Origin of the sequence: Eggerthella hominis (assembly GCF_014287365.1) — a bacterium.
GTDB classification, from domain to species: domain Bacteria; phylum Actinomycetota; class Coriobacteriia; order Coriobacteriales; family Eggerthellaceae; genus Eggerthella; species Eggerthella guodeyinii.
The window spans coordinates 410464-429922 of the sequence record NZ_JACOOA010000003.1 but is presented as its reverse complement, the minus strand read 5'-3'; the positions used below and the strand labels follow the sequence as shown (position 1 = coordinate 429922).

Genomic DNA, 19459 nt, shown 5'->3' with positions numbered 1-19459 from the left:
CGCGTGGGGGCGGGTCGTCGTGCAAGAGCGGAGCCGAAGGAGCGGAACATGAAGAAGGGGTATCTCGCCGTCGGCGTCCTGTTCGCGATCGACGTGGCGGTGACGGCGGCGTTCGTGGCGATGATGCCCGATCAGGTGCCGGTTCACTTCACGGGCGGCGAAGTCGACCGCATCGGCAGCCGCTACGAAACCTTCACGGTGGTGGCGCTCGCGTTCGTGTTCGGGCTGTTCCTGATGCTGCTCGCGAGGTTCGGCGAGCAGGAGAACCGCGCCACCATGATGAAGCTCAACGTCGGCATGCAGGCGATGTTCATCGCCGTATCGGTGTTCGTGTCGCTCAACACCCTGTCGTACGATTCCACCGCCGTCGCCGTGGGCACGCCCGACAGCGGCATGTCGAAGATCGCCGCTGTCATCGTGGGAGCCACGCTGCTGTTCCTCGGAAACCTCATGCCGAAGACGACGCGGAACGCCGCGTTCGGCATCCGCTTGCCGTGGGCGCAGAGCAGCGACGAGGCCTGGCGAAAGGGTCAGCGGTTCGGCGCGTACGCGTCCATCCCCGCCGGCATCCTCATGATCGCCTGCGGCATCCTCTTCGACGGCGAGGTTGCGTTCGTCGTCGCCGTCGTCATCTTCGTCGCCTGGACCCTCGTCAGCATCGTCGGCTCGTACTTCGCCTGCAAGGATGTGCAGGGCTAGGCAAGCTCTTTCTCCATGACGGCGTAGACGAGCACGGCTTCGTCTTCGACGGGGAACTGCTCGTGGCGCAGCGTGCGGTAGCCGCGGCGCTCGTAGAGGCCCGTCGCCGGCAGCGAGGCGTCGAGCAGGGCCGTCGCGTGATCGGGCGCGATCTCGTCCTCGAGGCGCTGCATGATGAAGCTGCCCACGCCGCGACCCTGGAAGGCGGGCGCCACGTACACGCGCGTGATGTGGTTGCCGTCGCGGCAGCCCGTGCCGGCCACGCGGCCGTCCACGAGCACGACGCCCTCGCGCCCCGCCGCCACGTCGGCCGCGATGGCGTCGCGGTTGTGCAGCCCGCAGAACGACTCCACCACCGCCTGCGGGTAGTAGCGCGGATACACCGCCCGTATCGTGCGCTGTACCAGCTCGTACAGCTCGTCGACCTGGCTTTCCGCAGCCACCGCGTACTCCATCCGCCCTCCTTCGCCGCCATCACAGCCGCCTATTATTGCACAAGCTTCGGGGTATACTAGCCGTTAACGAACCGAAGCTGCGAAGGGATGGACCATGGGATACCGCATCGTCGAGGTGACCGCCGACAAGAAGCGGTACCTCGACTTGCTGCTGCTGGCGGACGAGCAGGAGGACATGATCGACCGGTACCTGGACGACGGCAGACTCTTCGTCCTCGACGACGACGGGACGAAGTGCGTTGCCGTGGTCGTCGCGCTGAGTGCCGAGGAGTGCGAGCTGAAGAACATCGCCACGTACCCGCAGCACCAGGGAAAAGGGTACGGGAAGGCCATGGTCGAATACCTCTCCGACCGCTACCTCGGAGCGTTCGAAACCATGTATGTCGGCACGGGCGACGTACCGAAAACCTTGGGCTTCTACGAGCGATGCGGCTTCCGCATCTCGCACCGCGACAAGAACTTCTTCACCGACAACTACGACCACCCCATGTTCGAAGACGGCATCCAACTCCGAGACATGGTGTACCTTCGCAAGGACGCCTGACCTTCCCTACAGCACGACGCCCAACACTACGGCGCAGGCGACCAGCGCGAGCGAGGCCGCGATCGCGACCACGTCGGAGCCGGCGAAGGGGTACTCCTTGTAACCGCTCGTCGCGGTGCGCAGGTTGAAGCCGCGCACCTCCGCGGCGATGGCGGCGCTGTTGGTCTTGCGGACCGACGACACGAGCAGCGGCACGCACAGCGGCACCATCAGGCGCACCTTCCGCACGATGCCGCCCGCGTCGAACTCCACGCCGCGCGCGGTCTGCGCCTCCATGATGCCCTTCATGTCGTTCATGAACATGGGGATGAAATGGATGGTGGACGTGAACGTGAACGCGTACTTGTACGGCACGTGCAGCACCTTCACCACGGCGTTCGTGATGTCGTTCATCTTGGTGACGTAGAACACGAGGAACAGCGGGATGGCGGCGGCCATGAGGCGCACCACCGTGGTGAGCGCCGCCCGCAGGCTGTCCGTGCCGATGTAGCCCCACGGCAGCTCCACCAGCACCGCTCCGCTCGGCGTCGTGAGAATCTGGACGATGGCGAGGATCAGCGAGAACGCGAACACCGCTTTCGCCAGGCCGATGGTGGGTTTGACCATGCCGCACGTCGCGGCCAGCGCGAACCCGACCGCCAGCATCGCGGCCAGGAACACGAGGTTGCTCGAGCAGAAGCACGCGAGCGCGAACGCCACGGCCGCTACCAGCTTGGCCACCGGGTTCATGCGGTGCAGCAGGCTGGTGCCGGGCACGTATTCGAGAAACGAGCTCATGCGCACACGCCCCTTTCGACATCCGGGGTTGTTCGAGCCTGCGCCGCGACGGCGGCCAGCATCTCGTCCACCGTGTTGGCGCGGGCGACGGCCGTCTCGGCGAGCTGCGGCATCTCGCACGCCAGCTCAAGCGACAAGTCCACGATCTGCGGCGGAACGAGCGAGGCGCGCTCGAGCGTGTCGCGATTGCGCAGCACGTCGAACGTGGGGGCGTCGTCTACCACCGTGCCGCCGCTCATCACGATGCAGCGCTCGGCGTAGTCCGCCACCACCTCCATGTCGTGGCATACCATGACCACCGTCGTGCCCCGCTCGTGGATGCGGCGGATGATGTCCATCACCTTCACGCACTCGCGGTAGTCCAGGCCCGTGGTGGGCTCGTCGAGCACCACCACCGGCGGCGCGAGCACCACGATGGAGGCCAGCGCCAAAAGCTGGCGCGCGCCGCGGTTCAGCAGGAACGGGTCGTCGTCGGCGTTGAAACGGAACTCCTCGATGATGTCCTGCACGCGCGCATCGGCGTCCGGGCCGTCCGCCCCAAGCGCCTTGAAGCCGAACAGCAGCTCCTCGCGCACCGTGTTGCAGCAGATCTGGCTGTCGGGATTCTGGAACAGGAAGCCCACGCGCCGCGCAAGCTCGCTCGTCCGCAGATCGGTCGTGGGCACGCCGTCGATGAGCACCTGGCCGGCGTCGGGCTTGAGCAGCCCGTTGATCAGGCGCATCGTGGTCGATTTCCCGGCTCCGTTCGTGCCCACGAACGCGACGAACTCGCCGTCGCGGATCGTGAAGCTGACGCCCTTCAAGATGGGGAGCGACGCGTCGTAGGACGCGCGCACGTCGTCGAACTCGATCATGCGAGCACCTCCTTCAAAGCCTCGCGCGCTTCGCGCACGTTGCGGACGGACGCGCCGCCGTACAGGCCCTCGGCGCGCAGACGGTTCATGAGGGTGGTCGAGCGCGGGCAGTTGACGCCGATCCGCTTGAGCTCGTCGCTGTGCTCCAGCACCTTCGCGGGCTCGTCGGCGAAGCGGATGCGCCCCTCGTCGACGATGACCAGCAGGTCGGCGTACTGGGACAGCAGGGCGATCTTCTGCTCCACCACCACGACGGTGGTGCCGTGCTCGCGCGCATAGCGTGCCAACAGGTCGAACACCGTGCGCGAACTCAGAGGATCGAGCTCGGCGGTGGGCTCGTCCAGCACGAGCACCCGCGGGTTCAGCGCCAGGATGGACGCGATGGCCACCTTCTGCTTCTGCCCGCCGGACAGCGACGAGATCACGCGGTCGCGCACGTCGGAGATGCCCATGTCGGCCAGCGCCCGGCTCACGCGACCCTCGATCTCGTCGCGCGGCACGCCGAAGTTCTCGAGTCCGTAGAGCACCTCGTCCTCCACGACCGACGTGACAAACTGGCTGTCGACGTCCTGGCAAACGCTGCCCACCACCTGCGACACGTCGGTCAGCGCAACCTCGCAGGTGTCGAGCCCGTCGATGACGACGGAGCCGTAGAAGTCGCCCGGATAGCAATGCGGGATGATGCCGTTCAGCGCGTAGGTCAGGGTCGATTTGCCCGAGCCGGCGGCCCCGGTGACGCCGACGAACGCGCCGTCCGGGATGGTGAGGTCGATGCCGCTCACCACCGGCCGCTCGCTTTCGCGGTACTGAAACGTGAAATCGCGTATCTCTATCATGTCGAGTCTTTCTTCCGAATCGCAGGTTGGCGCAGTAAGTCAGCGAGGTCGGCCGTGGCACCCGAGATCGTGGGGAGGGCGAGGGCGACGCGTACTTGCGTACGCGAGCCCTCGTCATCGCCGCGAGATCGGGCGCCACGGCCGACCGCAGCGTCGGCAGGTTCCGCGGGACGTAGGCCCGTGGAACCCTCCTAGCGCTTGAGAACCTTCTTCAGCGGCACGGCCAGAACTTGCACGAGGATGCAGTTGAAGGTGGCCGTACCGAAGACGATGGCCGCGTACGTCGCCAGCGCCACCATCACGTCGCCGCCCGTGGACACGACGTTGATGTAGATGGACAGCAGGGCGAAGGTGCCGCCGGACACCACCGTGGAGACGAACGTGTTCACGAGCGGGTTGAGGTCGAGCTTGCCGCCGATGCGCATCGGCACCTTGATGAGCAGGCCGCAGGCGAGCGCGCCGAGCACTTCGGAGGGGATGTTCAAGAGCGGCGTGGCGTTCAGCAGCGGAATCTGGCAGATGAGCCCCGCCAGCAAGCCGATGATCAGGGCCTGGCCCAGCTTCGGCCGCGTCAGGATGATGGCCAGGCAGTACATGGCGATGATGAAGTTCGGCTTCATGCCCATCGACGAGAGCAGCGAGCCCACCGTCAGCTTGAGCACCGCGCCGGCCGCCAGCAGCACGGCGATGAGGATGAGATCCTGCGTGGAGAGGCCCGCCTTCTTGGGTGCTGCCGCCACTTCGCGCTTGCGCGGCGCGGCCGCCTCGCCCGCCGCTGCCGTCTGCGTTGCAACCTCGCGCTTGATCTGCTGTTCCATGTTCCTCAATCCTTTCTTTGGCGGAGTTCCCGCCGGTCATTGCCCCTCCCGGGGCGTTTGGTTTGCCGGCACGAACTTCGCGGATGAGGATCGACCTCGCAGACAACTGCATGAATTCGGCGCCCCGCTCCCCCACAATGAAAAAGACCTGTCCTTCTCATCGAAGGACAGGTCTTGTAACCTGCGGTGCCACCTTCACCGTTGATTCTGCAATGCAGAACCCTCTCACGAACATGCCAACACATGTTCTGCCCTTAACGCAGGCTCACGGTCCAGATACTCGGTCGGTTTGGCCGCTTGCGCGCCGCGCCTCCCTTTCCCCTTTCCCTCGGCGATCCATTTACCATCCAGCTTACTGCGGGAATCCCAGCTACGCCCGCTCTCTGTGAGTGCTCATGATGGCTTGACTTTCGCCTCATAGGTTTCAAGGTATTAAGTTGTGGCGCAAACTATAGCACAATGATCCGGAAAGCTGTCAAGAAGAAATTTTCTCATTCGACGAAACCAAGCCGCTCATGCCGTGGGTCGTGAGCTCCTGCAGCAGGCGCACCAGACGATCTGCAGGAATGGGCTTTCCCTTGCCGTACCAGGCCGAAACAACCGACACGAACGCCCCCAGGCAATACTCGCACGCGATGTCGGCGAGGGGGTCGTCGCCATCGAGCGCCAGCTCTTTGACCATGAGCGGTTTGATGGCGGCTCGATAGCGTGTGGCGAACGAAGGATCGCCATGAGGGCCCAGCAGCTTGCTGAGATAGTACCCGAAGTGCTCGTAGGCGGCCGTCGCCTTCTCCACGAACGCAGCCGACTCACGATGCTCGAACGCCTCCTCGAAGTAGACGAGCGCATCGGAGAGCAGCGCCTCCTCGGCCTGGTCGAGCAGATCGTACACGTCGTCGAAGTACTGGTAGAACGTACTGCGGTTGTATCCCGCCGCATCGGTGATCGCCCGGATCTTGATGCGGTCGACCGGCGCTTCCCCGTAATGGCGCCAGAACGCCTCCAGGAGCGCGGCGCGCGTTTTCTCGCGCACCTCCGGTTGCTTGTTCGCCACGACGCCCCTTTCTCGATCATCCGACAACGTGAGGGTCGATTGTCTGTTGATGGCTCGACGCACGTTTCTTACAATCATCATACAACATGTTGTCGGACGATTTCAAAAGAAAGTACCTGAGGAGGCGTTCCATGAAGTTCATACGAAACAACTGGTTCTACCTGGGCATGGTGTTCTTCGCCTGCCTGTCGTTCGGGGCGGTGCTGTGGGGTCGCGAACTCGATGCGGTGCAGACCGTGCTGCTGTTCTCGCTCATGGCGTTGCCGCTGCACCAGTTCGAGGAGTACGCGTTCCCCGGCGGCGGCCCGGTGGTCATCAACCGCGTGTTCTACGGAGAACAGGAGCTGTATCGGCGCTACCCCGGAAACTGGAACTCTGTCATGATCGTCAACCTGTCGGCCTACGTGTTCTACATCCTGGCGCTTGCGCTTCCGAATTTGACCTGGCTCGGCATCGCCACCATGCTCTTCAACGCCTACCAGGTGCTCGGGCACGGCGTGCAGATGAACGTCAAGATGAAGACCTGGTACAACCCCGGCATGGCCACGTCGCTGCTGCTGTTCCTGCCCATCAGCGCGTGGTATTTCTTCCTCGTCGCCTCGCAGGGGCTGGCCTCCGGCGCGGACTGGGCGCTGGGCGCGCTCGGCTTCGTCGCCATCGCGGCGCTCACCGTCGTGCTGCCGGTTCAGGGGCTCAAACGGAAGGACTCGCCCTACGACGTGCCGCATTGGCAGGTCGACCAGCTGGAGAAGGTGCGGGCTTTCGCCCAGATAGGAGCGAAGCGGGGCTAGAGGATCGCATCACCCGCGTTGGCGGCGGCGGGCACCGAGGGCGACGGCGAGCCCTGCGGCGGCTGCCGCCGCGGCGAGTGCACGCGCGGCGCCCAGTCCGTCGCCGGTGGGGGCGAGGGGCTTCGCGGCGGCGGAGGGCAGCGGCTTCGGATCGAGGCCGTCGTCCGGCGCGGGATCGGGGGCCGGCGCGGGGCCGCTCGTCGCGACGAAGCGGGCGCTCAGCGCGACGTCGGCGGTCACCGGCTGCCGATAGCTGGCATCTTCGCTGATCAGCGACCCGTCCGCTCCGTACCAACCCGAGAACGCGTACCCCTCGTCGGGCGTGGCGATCCACGTCACCGTGTCGCCGAGGGCCACATGCTCGACCTGCGAGGACGCCGCGACGCGCGCCGCGGACACGGCGTCGTAGCGCACGTCCACCGTGCCGCCCTCGGTCGCCTGCGCGCTCGCCACGTGGTCGTTCGGCGCGAGCGCCGCCTCGTCCGGCAGCCGGTACAGCGTCGTCGTCGGCGTGCCGTCCGCGCTCGAGCTCGCGGCCAGCACGTAGTACGTTCCGCGATAGAAGCACGCGGTGGACACGGCCGCCGAGCCGTCGCCGGGAGCCTTCGCATCGAGCGCACGCCAGACGCCGGTGGCCGCATCGACCGCATAGGCGTCGCCCAGCCCGTCGGCCGACGCACCCGCGAACACGATCTCGTCGCCCGTGGCGGCCGAGGCCTGCCGCGCATACCCTTCCAACGCGTCGAGCTCGTCGGCACCGAATCGGGGCGCGTCGGCACCCGGCTCCAGCACGCCGAACGTCTCGCCGTCGAACGTCCCGAGCGTCATCGCATAGCCGTCCCCCTCGGGGACGAAGCCGACGAAGCGCAGTTCTTCGCCGACCGCCGCAAGCGGAGCCGTGCGCCCCGACGCCAGCGTGCCGAAGCTCCCCTGAGGATCAGCTTCCTCGAAATCGATCGGTCCCCCGTTACCCGTTGCGGGGTCGTACTGCACGATCGTACGATCCTCGCCTGAACCTATGCTGAAGTAGATGCGACCCTTGAGCGAGGCCAAGCTCGGCGATGGAAAATGCCTGCCGGCTGCTCCGGGGGCCGATTGTATAAAATCGAGCACCTCGCCATCCCAGGTATCGGTGGCTATATCATACGTGGCAACTCCCATGAACAGCGCATACGGGTTCTCGGGATCGTCCGTTTCCTCATCGTGGAACACCGTCATATACAGCTTCCCATCGGCATAGGCAGCCGCACTGTTCGCCCGGAAGTACGACAAGTCAAACCCTGCATCGCTCGGCGACGCGCACGCCGTCCACCCGTCGGCGCTTTCCGGATCGTACGCGTACAGGTAGCGGCCTTTGGAATCTATGCAGAACAGCCGATCCGCTGCGGCTATCAGCATGCCCGAATCGAACCCGACCTCGCCGGGAATCTCCGGATCGGGCAGGTCGACCACCCGCTCGAAGGATAGCCGCCGATCGGTTTTCGGGAATGAGTACGCCGCCTTATGGGCGGCCGTGCCGTCCTCCACCTCCACGACATGCCGAGCGCCGTCGAGCAGCCCCGCGTCGCGAACGACCAGCTCGGAACCATCAGCGTCAACCGACCACGCGGCGGCGTCCACCGCCGCGCCGTCGATCGAGAGCTGCGTCGTGGCCGCCAGCCCGTACCCCTCCAGCACGAGCGCCGCGCCGCCCGAAGCATCTTCCCCCTCGTGTGCGCCCCACGTGTTCGGATGAACGGCGTCGTCCGCAGCCACCGCCAAATCGAGCGTGCCGTCCGACGCAGTCTGCTCGACCGGATCGCTCGCAAGGTTGCTCGCTTTCGTGCCGCCGACGATGCGCCCACGCAGGTCAAGCGCCGTTTCATCCGGGTAGAGCGACGCCAGCAGACCGACGGCTCCTGCCACCAGCGGGCACGCCATAGAGGTGCCCGACATGTAGTCATACGCCTGATCGCTGCTGGCATACCCCATGCCGAAATCGGTAACGGTTAACGAAACGGAGTTCTTGGTTGAAGCATCTGGAGAGAGCGACAGGTCGACGCCGACGCGCAGCGTGTCTTGATCCTTGATACTCTCGAAGGCTTCTTGATCTTGCAGATGGGCAGAAGCGAGCGACTGGTTGTCCTGACTCCCTCCCGAATAGGCGGCATTGGTAAGCGCATACCCGTCGTCGGTCAGCAGAAGGGGCAGAGCCCACACTGAATCATCGGCGATGCCATCGCCTACCGAAACGCCCGGCAGGGCGCTCACGCATACTTTTTCGGCCTGCTCCCAGGTCATGTTCTTGAAGGGGTTGTCGATGCGCCAGGTAATCGTGACGCTTTCCGAACTTGTCATATCGTTCACCATCAGCTTGAGCGCCTGCCTGCCATCAAGGCCGGCGCCCGTCGTTACCGCAAGCCTGTTCTGATCGGCCGCCGGCTTCCCCTCTTCCCCGTAGAGGAGTATGTCAGCACCGCTGTCCACCTGGGAAAAGTCCACCATATTGTGGTAGTAGAGCGAACGCGTGCCCGGCGTGCCGTCCGCGTTGTCCTGCAGTTTCGCCACGGCGGGCAGGTAGGTCTGCGCACCCTCGGCAACCGTCGACAGGATGGTCGAGCCAGGTGCGGTCACATCCACGATGGTCTCGTTGTAATTGGTATAGGTCGCGTACGTGCCCAGCGGCGACGATGCCGCGACCGAAAGAATGTAGGGACTGTCCGACAGGCCGTACGTGATGCGACCATCGGCGATCGAGCCCACGTCGGCGTCGTCGTTGCCGGCGGCGAACACGGTGAGCACCCCGGCGCGACCGGCCTGGTTCATCGCGTACTCCGTCACCGGCGAGATGACGCCGCCCCACGAGTTGCTGGCGGCCACGACGTTCTCGCCTGCCAGCTTCGCATGCAGCAGGAACTCGTACGAGGACAGGATGGCGCCGTCGTTGACGTTGCCGCCGGTCGAAGCCCCATTCGTCCTGAACGCCATGATCTTCGTGTTCGGCGAGACGCCCGCGACGCCCGTGTCGTTGTTGCCGGTCGCCGCGATGACGCCGGCGCAATGCGTGCCGTGCGATTCTTCGAGGCTGTCGCTTTCCGGAAGCGGCTCGTCATCGCCGTCGACGAAATCGAAGCCGTGCGTGCCCGCGCGTCCCGACACGCCGGGGAGGTCGCCGGGGTTCTCCCACATCGCCTCGCGCAGATCCTCGTTGTTGTAGTCGACGCCGCTATCGAGCACGGCGACGATGTTCTCCTCGCCCGCTATCGCCCTCGTGTACACGGAGGAAAAGTCGACGTCCGAATTGGCCGCAATCCCCGAATCGGAGGTGAGCTCGTTGTTGAGCGACCACTGCAGAGCGGACAGCGGATCGTTGGTGGCAGTTGGGGTCGACCCGTTCGCAGAAAGCACGCCCGTGCCCCCGACGATCGGCTGCTCGGAAACCTCCGCCTCGCCCGCCGGCGCAAACAGGGAGTCGGACGCCGGCCCCGTCCCGCGCTCGGCAAGCTCCACGGCCCCGACGCTCTCGTGCACGTAGTTCGGGGCCGCCGCCAGCACGCCGTCCATCGCCTGCAGCTCCTCGAGCAGCGCGGCGGTGTCGGCGTCGGGCTTCGTGACGCGCGCCACCACGGCCGCATCGTCCTGCGGGGCATCCTCGTCGAGCGCGAGCGCGTTCGCGCCCGACGCGCCGTCGGCCCCCGCGAAGTCCCACGATTCGCCCACCGAGAAGCCCGCCGCGGCAAGCGGATCGGCCGCATCGAGCGAGCGCGAGCGCGCGGACGCATCGTCGGAGCGGTACACCACGAGTGCCTCGCCCTCGAGATACGCCCCGGCACCCAGCAGCTCCTCGACGGAAGCCGCGACAGGCGCGTCGTCGCGCTCTTCGGCAACGGCGGCTGCGGGAGCGAGGGGCACGAGCCCCAGCGCGAGCGCGAGCGCGCACAGCGCGGCGGCAAAGCGGTCGAACAGCAGGCGAGCGGGGCGAATGTGCATGGGGCGCCTCTTTCAGGAACGCGGTCGAACGCGCACGGCAGCGCGCCGTGCATCTCGTCGCTTCAGTATACCGAGCGAACGCGGCGAGGTGCAGGGGGTTTCCGCGCGAACGGCGCCCTAGTTCGAAACGGGGTCCCCCGCCGACAGGTACGTGACGAGAAGGCGGCGCGTGTCGGCCGCCGAGGGTTCCACGTCGCTGCACACGTGCAGCATGGAGCGCGTCCGGGCCAGGCCGATGGCCGTGGACGACGCCACGAGCGCCTCTTCCTCGACGGGTCGGCCGGGGAGCATGCGGCGCTCGGGATGCTCGACGAGGTACGTGCGCAGCGCGGCGGCGATGGAGCGCTGCACGGCCAGCAGGTCGCGCTGGCCTTGGAAGAACAGCTGGGGCATGGAGCGCAGGGCCTCTCGGCGCAGGCTGACGATGCTCTCGTCCACGCCCGACGCGAGGCTCGTGCCCACCACCCCCACGAGCACGTCGAGGTAGCATGCCTCGTCGTGCTCCTCGAGGATTTCGGCCAGCCGCTCGTCGTCGGGGAACGAGTCCATGCGGCCCATGATGGCCGCCGCCTTCGACGAGAAGTAGTTGAAGAACGTCTTCTTGGAGATCTCGGCGCGGGCGCAGATATCCTCCACCGTCACGCCGTCGTATCCCCGCTCGATGACCAGCTCCAACGCCGATCGCTCCACCGCGAGCCGCGCCTTGAGCTTTTTGCGATACCGCAGACCTTCCGCCGAAGGTTGTTCCTGTTCCACGACGCGCGCCCTTTCGATGCCGATGATGTGCCGTTTCCGTGCAGGGTACCACAACTTTTCAGGCGGGGACTTTTCATCTACCGAATGAATATTTATACTGAGTGTAAATTACGTCAACCGCATGAAAACGGGCGTCTTTGAAGTCGGGTTTGCTGCAAGCTCCCCTTCAAAGGCGCTTTTGTTCGCGGCGCATACTCGGAAGGAACAGGTATATGGGTTTATCGCGTAAGCAGATCGTCATACTGGCCGTTCTCGTGTTCGGCACGTTCGTGACGGTTCTGAACCAGACCGTCGTCGCCCCGGCGCTGCCGTCGGTCATGGCCGAGATGAGCGTCGACGCCTCGACGGCGCAGTGGCTCACCACGGGCTTCACCCTCGTGAACGCCATCATGATCCCCATCACGGCATTCTTGACGGACCGCTTCACCACGAAGCGGCTCTTCCTCGTGTCCATGGTCATCTTCACCGCAGGCAGCTTGCTGGCAGGCTGGGGTCCCAACTTCGCCTTGCTGCTGCTGGGCCGCCTCGTGCAGGCCGCCGGCGCCGGCATCCTCATGCCGCTCGTGATGACCGTGCTCATGTGGACGTTCCCCGTCGACAAGCGCGGCACGGCCATGGGCCTGTTCGGCATCGTCATCGCGTTCGGCCCGGCCATCGGCCCCACCGTCGCCGGCGTGATCATCGACCGCTACACCTGGCACGACATGTTCTACATCATCACCGTCCTGTCGGCCATCGTCGTACTCATCGGCGCGTTCGTGCTGGAGAAGGGCGGCGAGACGAACAAGGACGTCAGCCTCGACGTGCCGTCCGTCGTCCTGTCGTCGTTCGGCTTCGGCGGCCTCCTGTACGGCCTGTCCACCATCGGCTCGTACGGCCTGCGCGTCGACGCCATCGCGGGCACGCTCGTGGGCGTCGTGGCGCTCGTGTTCTTCTTCCGCCGCCAGCTGAAGATGGAGCATCCCATGCTGCAGGTGCGCGTGCTGCAGAACCGCAAGTTCCTCATCGCCACCATCGTCGGCATGCTCGTGCAGGGCGCCCTGCTTGCCGCCGGCATCCTCGTGCCCATCTACCTGCAGTCGCTCATGGGCTACTCGGCCACCGTGTCGGGCCTCGTGCTGCTGCCCGGCGCCATCATCATGGGCGCCATGGGGCCCATCGCCGGCCGCCTGTTCGACAAGCATGGCCCGCGCGTGCTGGCGCTCGTGGGCATGGGCGTGCTGACGCTCACCACGTTCTGCTTCGCGTTCCTCGGCACCGAGACGGGCATCATCACGCTGACCATCCTGTACACGGTGCGCCTGTTCTCGCTGTCGCTGGTGAACATGCCCATCACCACCTGGGGCATGAACGCGCTCGACAACGAGCTGGTGAACCACGGCACCTCGGTGAACAACACGTTCCGCCAGGTGGCAGGCTCGTTGGGCACCGCCATCATCGTGTCGGCGTCCACCATCGCCACGAACATGACTTCCGAGTCCATGGGGCAGCTCCAGGGCAGCATCTTCGGCATCGACGTGGCGTTCGCCCTGGCCGGCGTGCTGTGCCTCATCGGCTTCATCATGGTGGTGGCACTCGTGAAGAACAAGCCGGGCGAGGCCGCCGAGAAGGACAAGGACAACGCGCGCCGCACGGTGCTCGAGTCCATCATGAAGCGCGACGTGTACACCCTGCCCGCGAACGCGACCGTGGCCGAGGCCATGAAGGTGCTCGTGGACAAGCACATCAGCGCTGCTCCCCTCGTGGACGCGCAGGGCAAGGCCGTGGGCTTCGTGTCCGACGGCGACATCATGCGCTACCTGTCGAAGCGCAGCACCATGATGATGGACCCCGTGGTCATGATCATGCAGACCGTGGATACCGACGGCGGCAACCAGGATTTCGCGCGCAAGCTCGACGAGCTCATGACGATGCCGGCGAAGAGCATCGGCGCGAAGGGCATCATCGGCGTGGACGTGCATGCCGACCTGCCCGAGGTGTGCCGCGTGCTGGGCGAGAACCACTTGAAGAAGGTGCCCGTGCTTGACGAAGGCCAGGTGGTGGGTGTGATCAACCGATCCGACATCACCCACTACTCCATGGAGCAGTACCTGGCCGAACGCGACGCCGAGGGCGTGTCGAAGCTCGAGCGCGCCGAGGAGGCCGCGGCGCTCCCCGACGACGAAGCGGTGGCATCGTCCATCTAGCGCCGTTCGTGCCCCTGTTCCGCTCCGAAAAGGCGGCAGCCCGATGGCTGCCGCCTTTTTTCGCAGTGCATCCGCCCGGTTTCGCAAAGGACGCCTGCAACTCCCTCCCCCATGCTAGCATTCGAGGGTCACCGTACTCGAAGGAGGCCCTCTGTGAGAAAACGACTGTTCGCCCTGGTCGCAATCCTTACCCTTGTCTGCTCGCTCGCGCCGAGCGTCGCGTTTTCGGACGAAGGAGGCGATTCCGGCGCTCTCATCGCCGTCGAGATCGAGATCGGCGCGGGCGGAACGCCCGTCGCCGCATGGGGAGAAGGTTGGCGCTACGACGCGGACGCAGGGAGGCTTACGCTCGATGCCGGACGTGCGTTCTCGCTTACCGGAGCCGCATACACCGGGTCAACCACCAATACAGGCACGATAGTCGGCGGCGAGTTCGGCGGCTACGTGTACAACTACGAGGGCGGCGTCGTTTCGGGTGGCGTATTCAACGGCGGCAACAACAGCGTGACCAGCTACGGCACGATACGCGGCGGCGAGTTCAACGTAAACGTATACAACAGCGGGACCATCGAAGACGGCACGTTCAACGACGGCGCGGAAAACGACTCCGATGGAATCGTTTCGGGCGGCACGTTCGGCGGCGTGATGTTCTTCAATAACGGCATCATCGGCGACGGGGTGTTCAACAGCGACACGACCTACAATTTCGGCGAGATACGCAACGGAACGTTCGGCAAAGCGGTCGAGTCGAACGGCGGCACTATTTCGGGCGGCACGTTCGCGTCCACCGGCTCCGTTTCGAGCCAGTACGGCGGCATTATCGCGGGAGGCACGTTCGACGGCCCCGTCAGCAACTGCGACTCCGACTTCGACCCCGAATACAACCGTGCCACTATCACGGGCGGCACGTTCGCGGGCGCGGTAGCGAACCACGACACCATCGAAGACGGGACGTTCCTCGGCAACGTGACCAACGCGGGCACCATCGAAGGCGGATTCTTCGCGCTTCCCGTCATTGAGCAGGGCGGAGCGACGAACGCGTGCGTCTATCCGGTGCGTGTAACCCTGACCGGGCTTTCGATAGCGGAAGCCGAAGACGCGGAGCTGGTCGCGACGTACGAGAAGGACAGCGACGAGAGCAATCGCCTCACGCTCGTCGCCGGCGAAGGGTACGCGCTGCCCGACGCGATCTCCGTGCGCTGTGGGACGGCGGACGGGCCGGAGCTCGTCGCGGGCGTCGATTACGCCTACGATGCGGCATCCGGCGCGATCGCCATCAAGAAGAGCTCCGTTGCCGGCCCGCTGTTCGTCGTCGCGAACGGCGTTGTCGCAGGTGAACCGCCGATCCCTCCCGAGCCGACGCCTTCGATGCCCGACCCCGCGCCCACGGATGCGGCGGCTCCCGCGGTCCCGTCGAGCGCCACCGCTCTTGCCGCAACGGGAGACGGCGCGCTGCCGCAGATCGTGCTCGGCATCGCCCTGCTGTCCGGAGGCGCGCTTGCCCTGTGCGTCGCGAACCGCCGGAAGCGCTCGCGTCGTTAAGCGCTTCTTGCTTCCCGCTTCCTGCTCCCCGTTCTTTCCCCTTGCGGTTGAATACTATCAGTGATAGTATTTGCAGCGACAGGAAGGAGCACCCATGGCAAGCACGTCGATCGAGATCATGATCCTGGGAGCGCTCATCGAGCGGCCGATGAGCGCGTACGAGATGGACAAGACGCTGGAAGAGCGCAACGTCCGCCGCTGGATACGCATCAGCTCGCCGTCGGTGTACCGCAACGTCATCCGCCTGTGCGACGAAGGCTACGCCGACGGCACCGTCGTCAAGGAGGGCGAGATGCCCGAGAAGACGGTGTACACCATCACGGACAAAGGTCGCGAGCGGTTCGCCGAGCTCATGGGCGTGGCGGCGGCGCTGCCCGCGCGGGTGGACTTCGGCTTCCTGCCCGTCTTGGCGAACATCAGCCTCGTGGACGAGGAGACCGGCCGCGCCCTCATTGACGAGCTGATCGAGACGCACCAAAGTACGGCCGAGCGCGTGGATCGCCTGATTCCCGCATACGGGCGCCTCGAGGCGCAAGCGACCATGGAGCTGTGCGCCGACACCTACCGCCTGGTCGCCAAGCACCTCGAGCAGTTCGAGAAGAATCTGTACGGCGATGCTTGACGCGCAAAACGCGAACGAATGTTTCACGTGAAACATTGCGTCGCCCGACGCCCTCCCCCGCGTTGCGCCTGCTTCCCCCTTGTTTCGCCCATCGGCCCCGAATCGGCCCCGCGTGCGTCCGTGGAGAGCCGTGTGGATCGACGAGGATCCCCGCGGTCGCACCGTGGGGAAGGAGGGGGCGCCAACGCACGAACGAATTGATGAACCGGGTTGCCCGGTTTCTTTTTCGGCACTAACTATCATTGATAGTAGTATTGTAGATAGGAGAAATCATGGACGTGGAAGATTTGAGGGAACAGGCGCTCGACGCGGGAACGCGCACTTCGGCCGCAGCCGCGCGCACCAGGGCGCTCGAGGGCGCGACGCGCGGCGCGGCCCGGCGCGACGGGCGGACGCAGATGGAGAGCAGGCCCTTCCCCACCGCCGCCGTGCTGGGAGGACTGGCGTTGAGCCTGTTCATGGCCGCGCTCGACGCTACCATCGTGAGCACCGCCATGCCGAAGATCGCCGCGGGCCTGGGCAGCTTCGACCACTACACCTGGCCGTTCACCTCGTATCTGCTCACCTGCACGCTGGCGACGCTGCTGTGCGGCGCATGCGCGACGCGCTTCGGGCACAAGCGGGTGTTCGCCTGCGGCATCAGCGTGTTCGCCGTCGCGTCGGTGTGCTGCGCGTTGTCGAACAGCCTCGACACGCTCACGGCGTGGCGCGCCGTGCAGGGCGTGGGCGGCGGGCTCGTGGAGGCCGGCGTGTTCATCGCCATGGCCGAGCTGTTCGAACCGCGCGTGCGCGGGAAGTACATGGGCATCCTCTCGTCCATGTACGGCCTGGCCAGCATCGCGGGGCCGCTGGCCGGCGGGCTGATCGCCGACACGGTTGGCTGGCACTGGATATTCCTGGTCAACCTGCCATTGAGCATCGTGGCGCTCGTGCTGGTGGTGCGGTTCCTTCCCGGGAAGCAGGCCCATGCGGAGCGGTCGTTCGACCTGCCCGGCGCCGCAAGCGCAGCCGCCGCCGTGGTGCCGCTCACGCTGGCGTTCAGCCTGACCGGCAACGCGTTCGCCTGGTTCTCCGTGCCGTTTTTCGGGCTTCTCGCGCTGGCGGGCGTCATGATCGCGGCGCTCGCGCTGATCGAACGGCGTCGCGATCACGCCATCGTGCCGGTGCGGTTCTTCCGCCGCGTGCAGGTGAACGGAGCGGTGGCGATGGGGTTCTGCTCGCAGTTCTCCCTGCTCGTCGGCGTGATGTTCGTGCCGCGGTTCGTGCAGGAGGGGCTGGGGCTGTCGTCGACCGCCTCGGCGCTGGCCACCATCCCCATGACGCTGGCGCTCGTGGTGGGCAGCACGCTAGCGGGGCGGGTGTTCGGGGCGAACGGCCGCATGCGCATCATCAGCCGCATCGGGTTTCTCGCGCTGGGCGTCGGGGCGATGCTGCTGTGCCTGGTGAACCCCGAGACCGGCATGGTGCAGCTCGCGTGCTCGTCGGCGGTGCTGGGGTTCGGCATCGGCGTGAACATGCCCATGACCAACATCGCCGCCCAGACCGCCGTCGAGCCGCGCGACATGGGCAAGGTCACCTCGCTCGCGCTGTTCTTCCGCGGGCTGGGCGGCACGGTGGGATCGGCGGCATGCGGCGCGGTGGCCGGCGCGTCGTTCGCGAGCGCCGCGCTGCCCGTGTTCACCCTCTGCATCGGCGCGGCGGTCGCGGGCCTCGCGCTGTCGGGCACGCTGCCGCGGCTCATCGAACGCCGCAGGTAGAGGGCGCGGCGGCGGGAACGCGCTAGTCGACGGCCCGCTCGAGCAGCTCGCGCGCGTGGGCGAGCGACGTCTCCGTGGCGTCGCCCGACAGCATGCGCGCGATCTCGGCAGGTCGCTCGGCGCTGTCCAGCTTGCGCAGATCGGTCTCGGGCATGGCGCCCTCGTCCCCCGCGGCCTTCTGCACCACGTAGTGCGCCTGGCCGCGGACGGCCACCTGCGCGAGGTGCGTGACGACGATTACCTGGTGGGTGCTCGCGAGGTCGGCCAGCACGTCGGCCAAGGCCACGGCGGTCGAGCCGCCCACGCCGGCGTCCACCTCGTCGAACACGAGCGTGTCCACCTCGTCCACCTCGCCGAGCACCACCTTCACCGCCAGCATGACGCGGCTGACCTCGCCGCCCGACGCGATGCGCGCGAGCGGGCGCGCCTGCATCCCGGCGCCCGGGCGGAACAGGAACTCCACCGCTTGCGGCCCCACCTTCGTCCACTGGTCGCGCTCGAGCGGCACGAGGTCGCACACGAGCTGCGCGCCGCCCATTTCCAGGCGGCCCATCTGCGCCGTCACGGCCTCGGCGAACCGCGGCGCGGCCTCGGCGCGCGCCTCGGTCAGCGCGGCCGCCGCCTGCGCGAGCGCCTCTTCGGCCCGATCGAGCCCCTGCTGCGCCGCGCGTTCGCGCTCGGCGGCATCGTCTACGAGCGACACGAGATCGGCCGCCTCCGCGCGACGCTCGAGCACGTCCTCCATGCGCGGGCCGTACGTGCGCAAAAGCCCCTGCAGCGAAGCCATGCGCTCCTGCTGCTGGGCGAGCACCTCCGGATCGAACTCCACGCCCTCGCGGTAGTCGCGCGTCTCGCGCGCCATGTCCTCCAACACGTAGCCCGCCTCGCGCAGCGCGTCGGCGAACTCGCCGAGTTTCGCGTCGTAGCGCGCCGCGCCGTCGAGCGCCGAGATGGCGCTGCCCAGCGCGTCGATGGCCCCCTCTTCGCCCGCGAGCGCCTCGTGAGCCGCGTTCGCGGACACGGCCAGCGTCTCGGCGTGCTCCACGCGCGCCAGCTCGTCGAGCAGCTCGTCGTACTCGCCCTCGCGCGGGTCCACCGCGTCGATGCGTTGCAGCACGAAGCGCGCCTCGTCGAGCTTGGCCGAGGAGGCCTCGCCCGCCTCGCGCACCCGCGCCAGCTCGGCCGCAGCCGCGTTCGCCGTCGCGAACGCATCCTCGTAGACGGCATGCGCCTGCGCCACCGCCTCGCCCGCCCACGCGTCGAGCATGCGCACGTGCTGGGACGTCTTCATGAGCTGCTGGTGCTCGTGCTGGCCGCACAGGTCGATGGTGGGCGCCACGGCGCGCGCGAGCTCGCCGACGCTGGCCATGCGGCCGTCGATGGACACGCGCGAGCGGCCGTCGGCCGTCACGCGGCGGGTGGCCACGAGCTCCCGGAGGTCGTCGAAGTCGCCCGCATCCAGGTCAGCGTCGGATTCGGCGCCGTCGGCGGAGGCGATGCCGTAGAACCTTCCCGACACGGCGAGGGCCTCCTCGCCGTCGCGGACGGCGTCCTTGTCGGCGCGCGCGCCCATGAGCAGCTTCAACGCCGAGAGCAGCGCCGTCTTGCCCGCACCCGTCTCGCCCGTGAGCACGGTCAACCCACGCGCCGGCACGAGTGTCGCCTCGCGGATCAACGCGAGGTTCTCAACCTGGATCTCATCGATCATCGCGCACCTCTTCACACCTTCGATCGTTCTGGAACCATCAAGTATACCAGCGTCGAAGAGCCTCATCGGAGAGATTCCCCCAGTCGCGCAA

16 protein-coding genes are annotated in these 19459 nt (G+C 66.5%); 7 read left to right on the top strand and 9 right to left on the bottom strand.

What is annotated here, in order from left to right; genetic code table 11:
* Positions 1-48 precede the first annotated feature (48 nt).
* Positions 49-699, top strand: a complete 651-nt coding sequence (locus tag H8S61_RS09420) for an SdpI family protein (protein WP_186938791.1) — start codon at positions 49-51, stop codon at positions 697-699.
* Here the strand turns inward: H8S61_RS09420 and H8S61_RS09415 are convergent.
* Entirely contained in the window at positions 696-1154 is a 459-nt protein-coding gene (locus tag H8S61_RS09415; RefSeq protein ID WP_186938790.1) for a GNAT family N-acetyltransferase, read from the bottom strand. The two genes, H8S61_RS09420 and H8S61_RS09415, sit on opposite strands and share 4 nt — an antisense overlap.
* 94 nt (positions 1155-1248) lie before the next feature.
* Here H8S61_RS09415 and H8S61_RS09410 point away from each other — a divergent pair, with 94 nt between their 5' ends.
* On the top strand, positions 1249-1698 hold the full coding sequence (locus tag H8S61_RS09410) for a GNAT family N-acetyltransferase (protein WP_186938789.1): 450 nt from the start codon (positions 1249-1251) through the stop codon (positions 1696-1698).
* A 6-nt stretch (positions 1699-1704) separates the two neighbouring features.
* Here H8S61_RS09410 and H8S61_RS09405 read toward each other — a convergent pair whose 3' ends face one another.
* From H8S61_RS09405 to H8S61_RS09385, 5 genes are all read right to left on the bottom strand, one after another.
* Positions 1705-2475, bottom strand: a complete 771-nt coding sequence (locus H8S61_RS09405) for an energy-coupling factor transporter transmembrane component T family protein (protein ID WP_186938788.1) — start codon at positions 2473-2475, stop codon at positions 1705-1707.
* The gene (locus tag H8S61_RS09400; RefSeq protein ID WP_186938787.1) at positions 2472-3329 is read right to left on the bottom strand and encodes an energy-coupling factor ABC transporter ATP-binding protein; all 858 of its coding nucleotides are present in this window, start codon (positions 3327-3329) and stop codon (positions 2472-2474) included. The genes H8S61_RS09405 and H8S61_RS09400 overlap by 4 nt, the downstream gene beginning before the upstream one ends.
* A complete protein-coding gene (locus H8S61_RS09395) occupies positions 3326-4165 on the bottom strand; it encodes an energy-coupling factor ABC transporter ATP-binding protein (protein WP_186938786.1) in 840 nt (279 codons plus the stop codon). The genes H8S61_RS09400 and H8S61_RS09395 overlap by 4 nt, the downstream gene beginning before the upstream one ends.
* A 191-nt stretch (positions 4166-4356) precedes the next feature.
* Complete coding sequence (locus tag H8S61_RS09390; protein WP_186938785.1) at positions 4357-4983, bottom strand: tryptophan transporter; 627 nt, start codon at positions 4981-4983, stop codon at positions 4357-4359.
* Positions 4984-5458: 475 nt separating this feature from the next.
* Entirely contained in the window at positions 5459-6037 is a 579-nt protein-coding gene (locus tag H8S61_RS09385) for a TetR/AcrR family transcriptional regulator (RefSeq protein WP_186938784.1), read from the bottom strand.
* A gap of 131 nt (positions 6038-6168) precedes the next feature.
* Here H8S61_RS09385 and H8S61_RS09380 point away from each other — a divergent pair, with 131 nt between their 5' ends.
* Complete coding sequence (locus H8S61_RS09380) at positions 6169-6828, top strand: HXXEE domain-containing protein (protein ID WP_186938783.1); 660 nt, start codon at positions 6169-6171, stop codon at positions 6826-6828.
* A gap of 9 nt (positions 6829-6837) precedes the next feature.
* Here the strand turns inward: H8S61_RS09380 and H8S61_RS09375 are convergent, their stop codons facing one another.
* Together H8S61_RS09375 and H8S61_RS09370 are read right to left on the bottom strand one after the other, a co-directional pair.
* On the bottom strand, positions 6838-10797 hold the full coding sequence (locus H8S61_RS09375) for a S8 family serine peptidase (protein ID WP_186938782.1): 3960 nt from the start codon (positions 10795-10797) through the stop codon (positions 6838-6840).
* Positions 10798-10914: 117 nt separating this feature from the next.
* Positions 10915-11553: a TetR/AcrR family transcriptional regulator gene (locus H8S61_RS09370; RefSeq protein ID WP_186938781.1), complete on the bottom strand. Its 639-nt coding sequence runs from the start codon at positions 11551-11553 to the stop codon at positions 10915-10917.
* A gap of 212 nt (positions 11554-11765) precedes the next feature.
* Between H8S61_RS09370 and H8S61_RS09365 the strand changes: the two genes are divergently transcribed.
* The 4 genes from H8S61_RS09365 (at position 11766) to H8S61_RS09350 (ending at position 17660) form a co-directional block, all read left to right on the top strand.
* Positions 11766-13739 carry an MDR family MFS transporter gene (locus tag H8S61_RS09365; RefSeq protein WP_186938780.1) on the top strand — a complete coding sequence of 658 codons (1974 nt, stop codon included), beginning with the start codon at positions 11766-11768 and terminating at the stop codon, positions 13737-13739.
* Positions 13740-13892: 153 nt separating this feature from the next.
* Positions 13893-15281 (top strand): hypothetical protein, encoded by a 1389-nt coding sequence (locus tag H8S61_RS09360; protein ID WP_186938779.1) that lies wholly within the window; start codon positions 13893-13895, stop codon positions 15279-15281.
* Between the two features lie 94 nt (positions 15282-15375).
* Positions 15376-15903, top strand: coding sequence for a PadR family transcriptional regulator (locus H8S61_RS09355; protein ID WP_160941169.1), 528 nt, complete (start codon positions 15376-15378; stop codon positions 15901-15903).
* Between the two features lie 272 nt (positions 15904-16175).
* Entirely contained in the window at positions 16176-17660 is a 1485-nt protein-coding gene (locus H8S61_RS09350) for an MFS transporter (protein ID WP_186938778.1), read from the top strand.
* A gap of 22 nt (positions 17661-17682) precedes the next feature.
* Here H8S61_RS09350 and recN read toward each other — a convergent pair whose 3' ends face one another.
* Positions 17683-19368 (bottom strand): DNA repair protein RecN, encoded by a 1686-nt coding sequence (gene recN, locus H8S61_RS09345; protein WP_186938777.1) that lies wholly within the window; start codon positions 19366-19368, stop codon positions 17683-17685.
* Between the last annotated feature and the right edge of the window lie 91 nt (positions 19369-19459).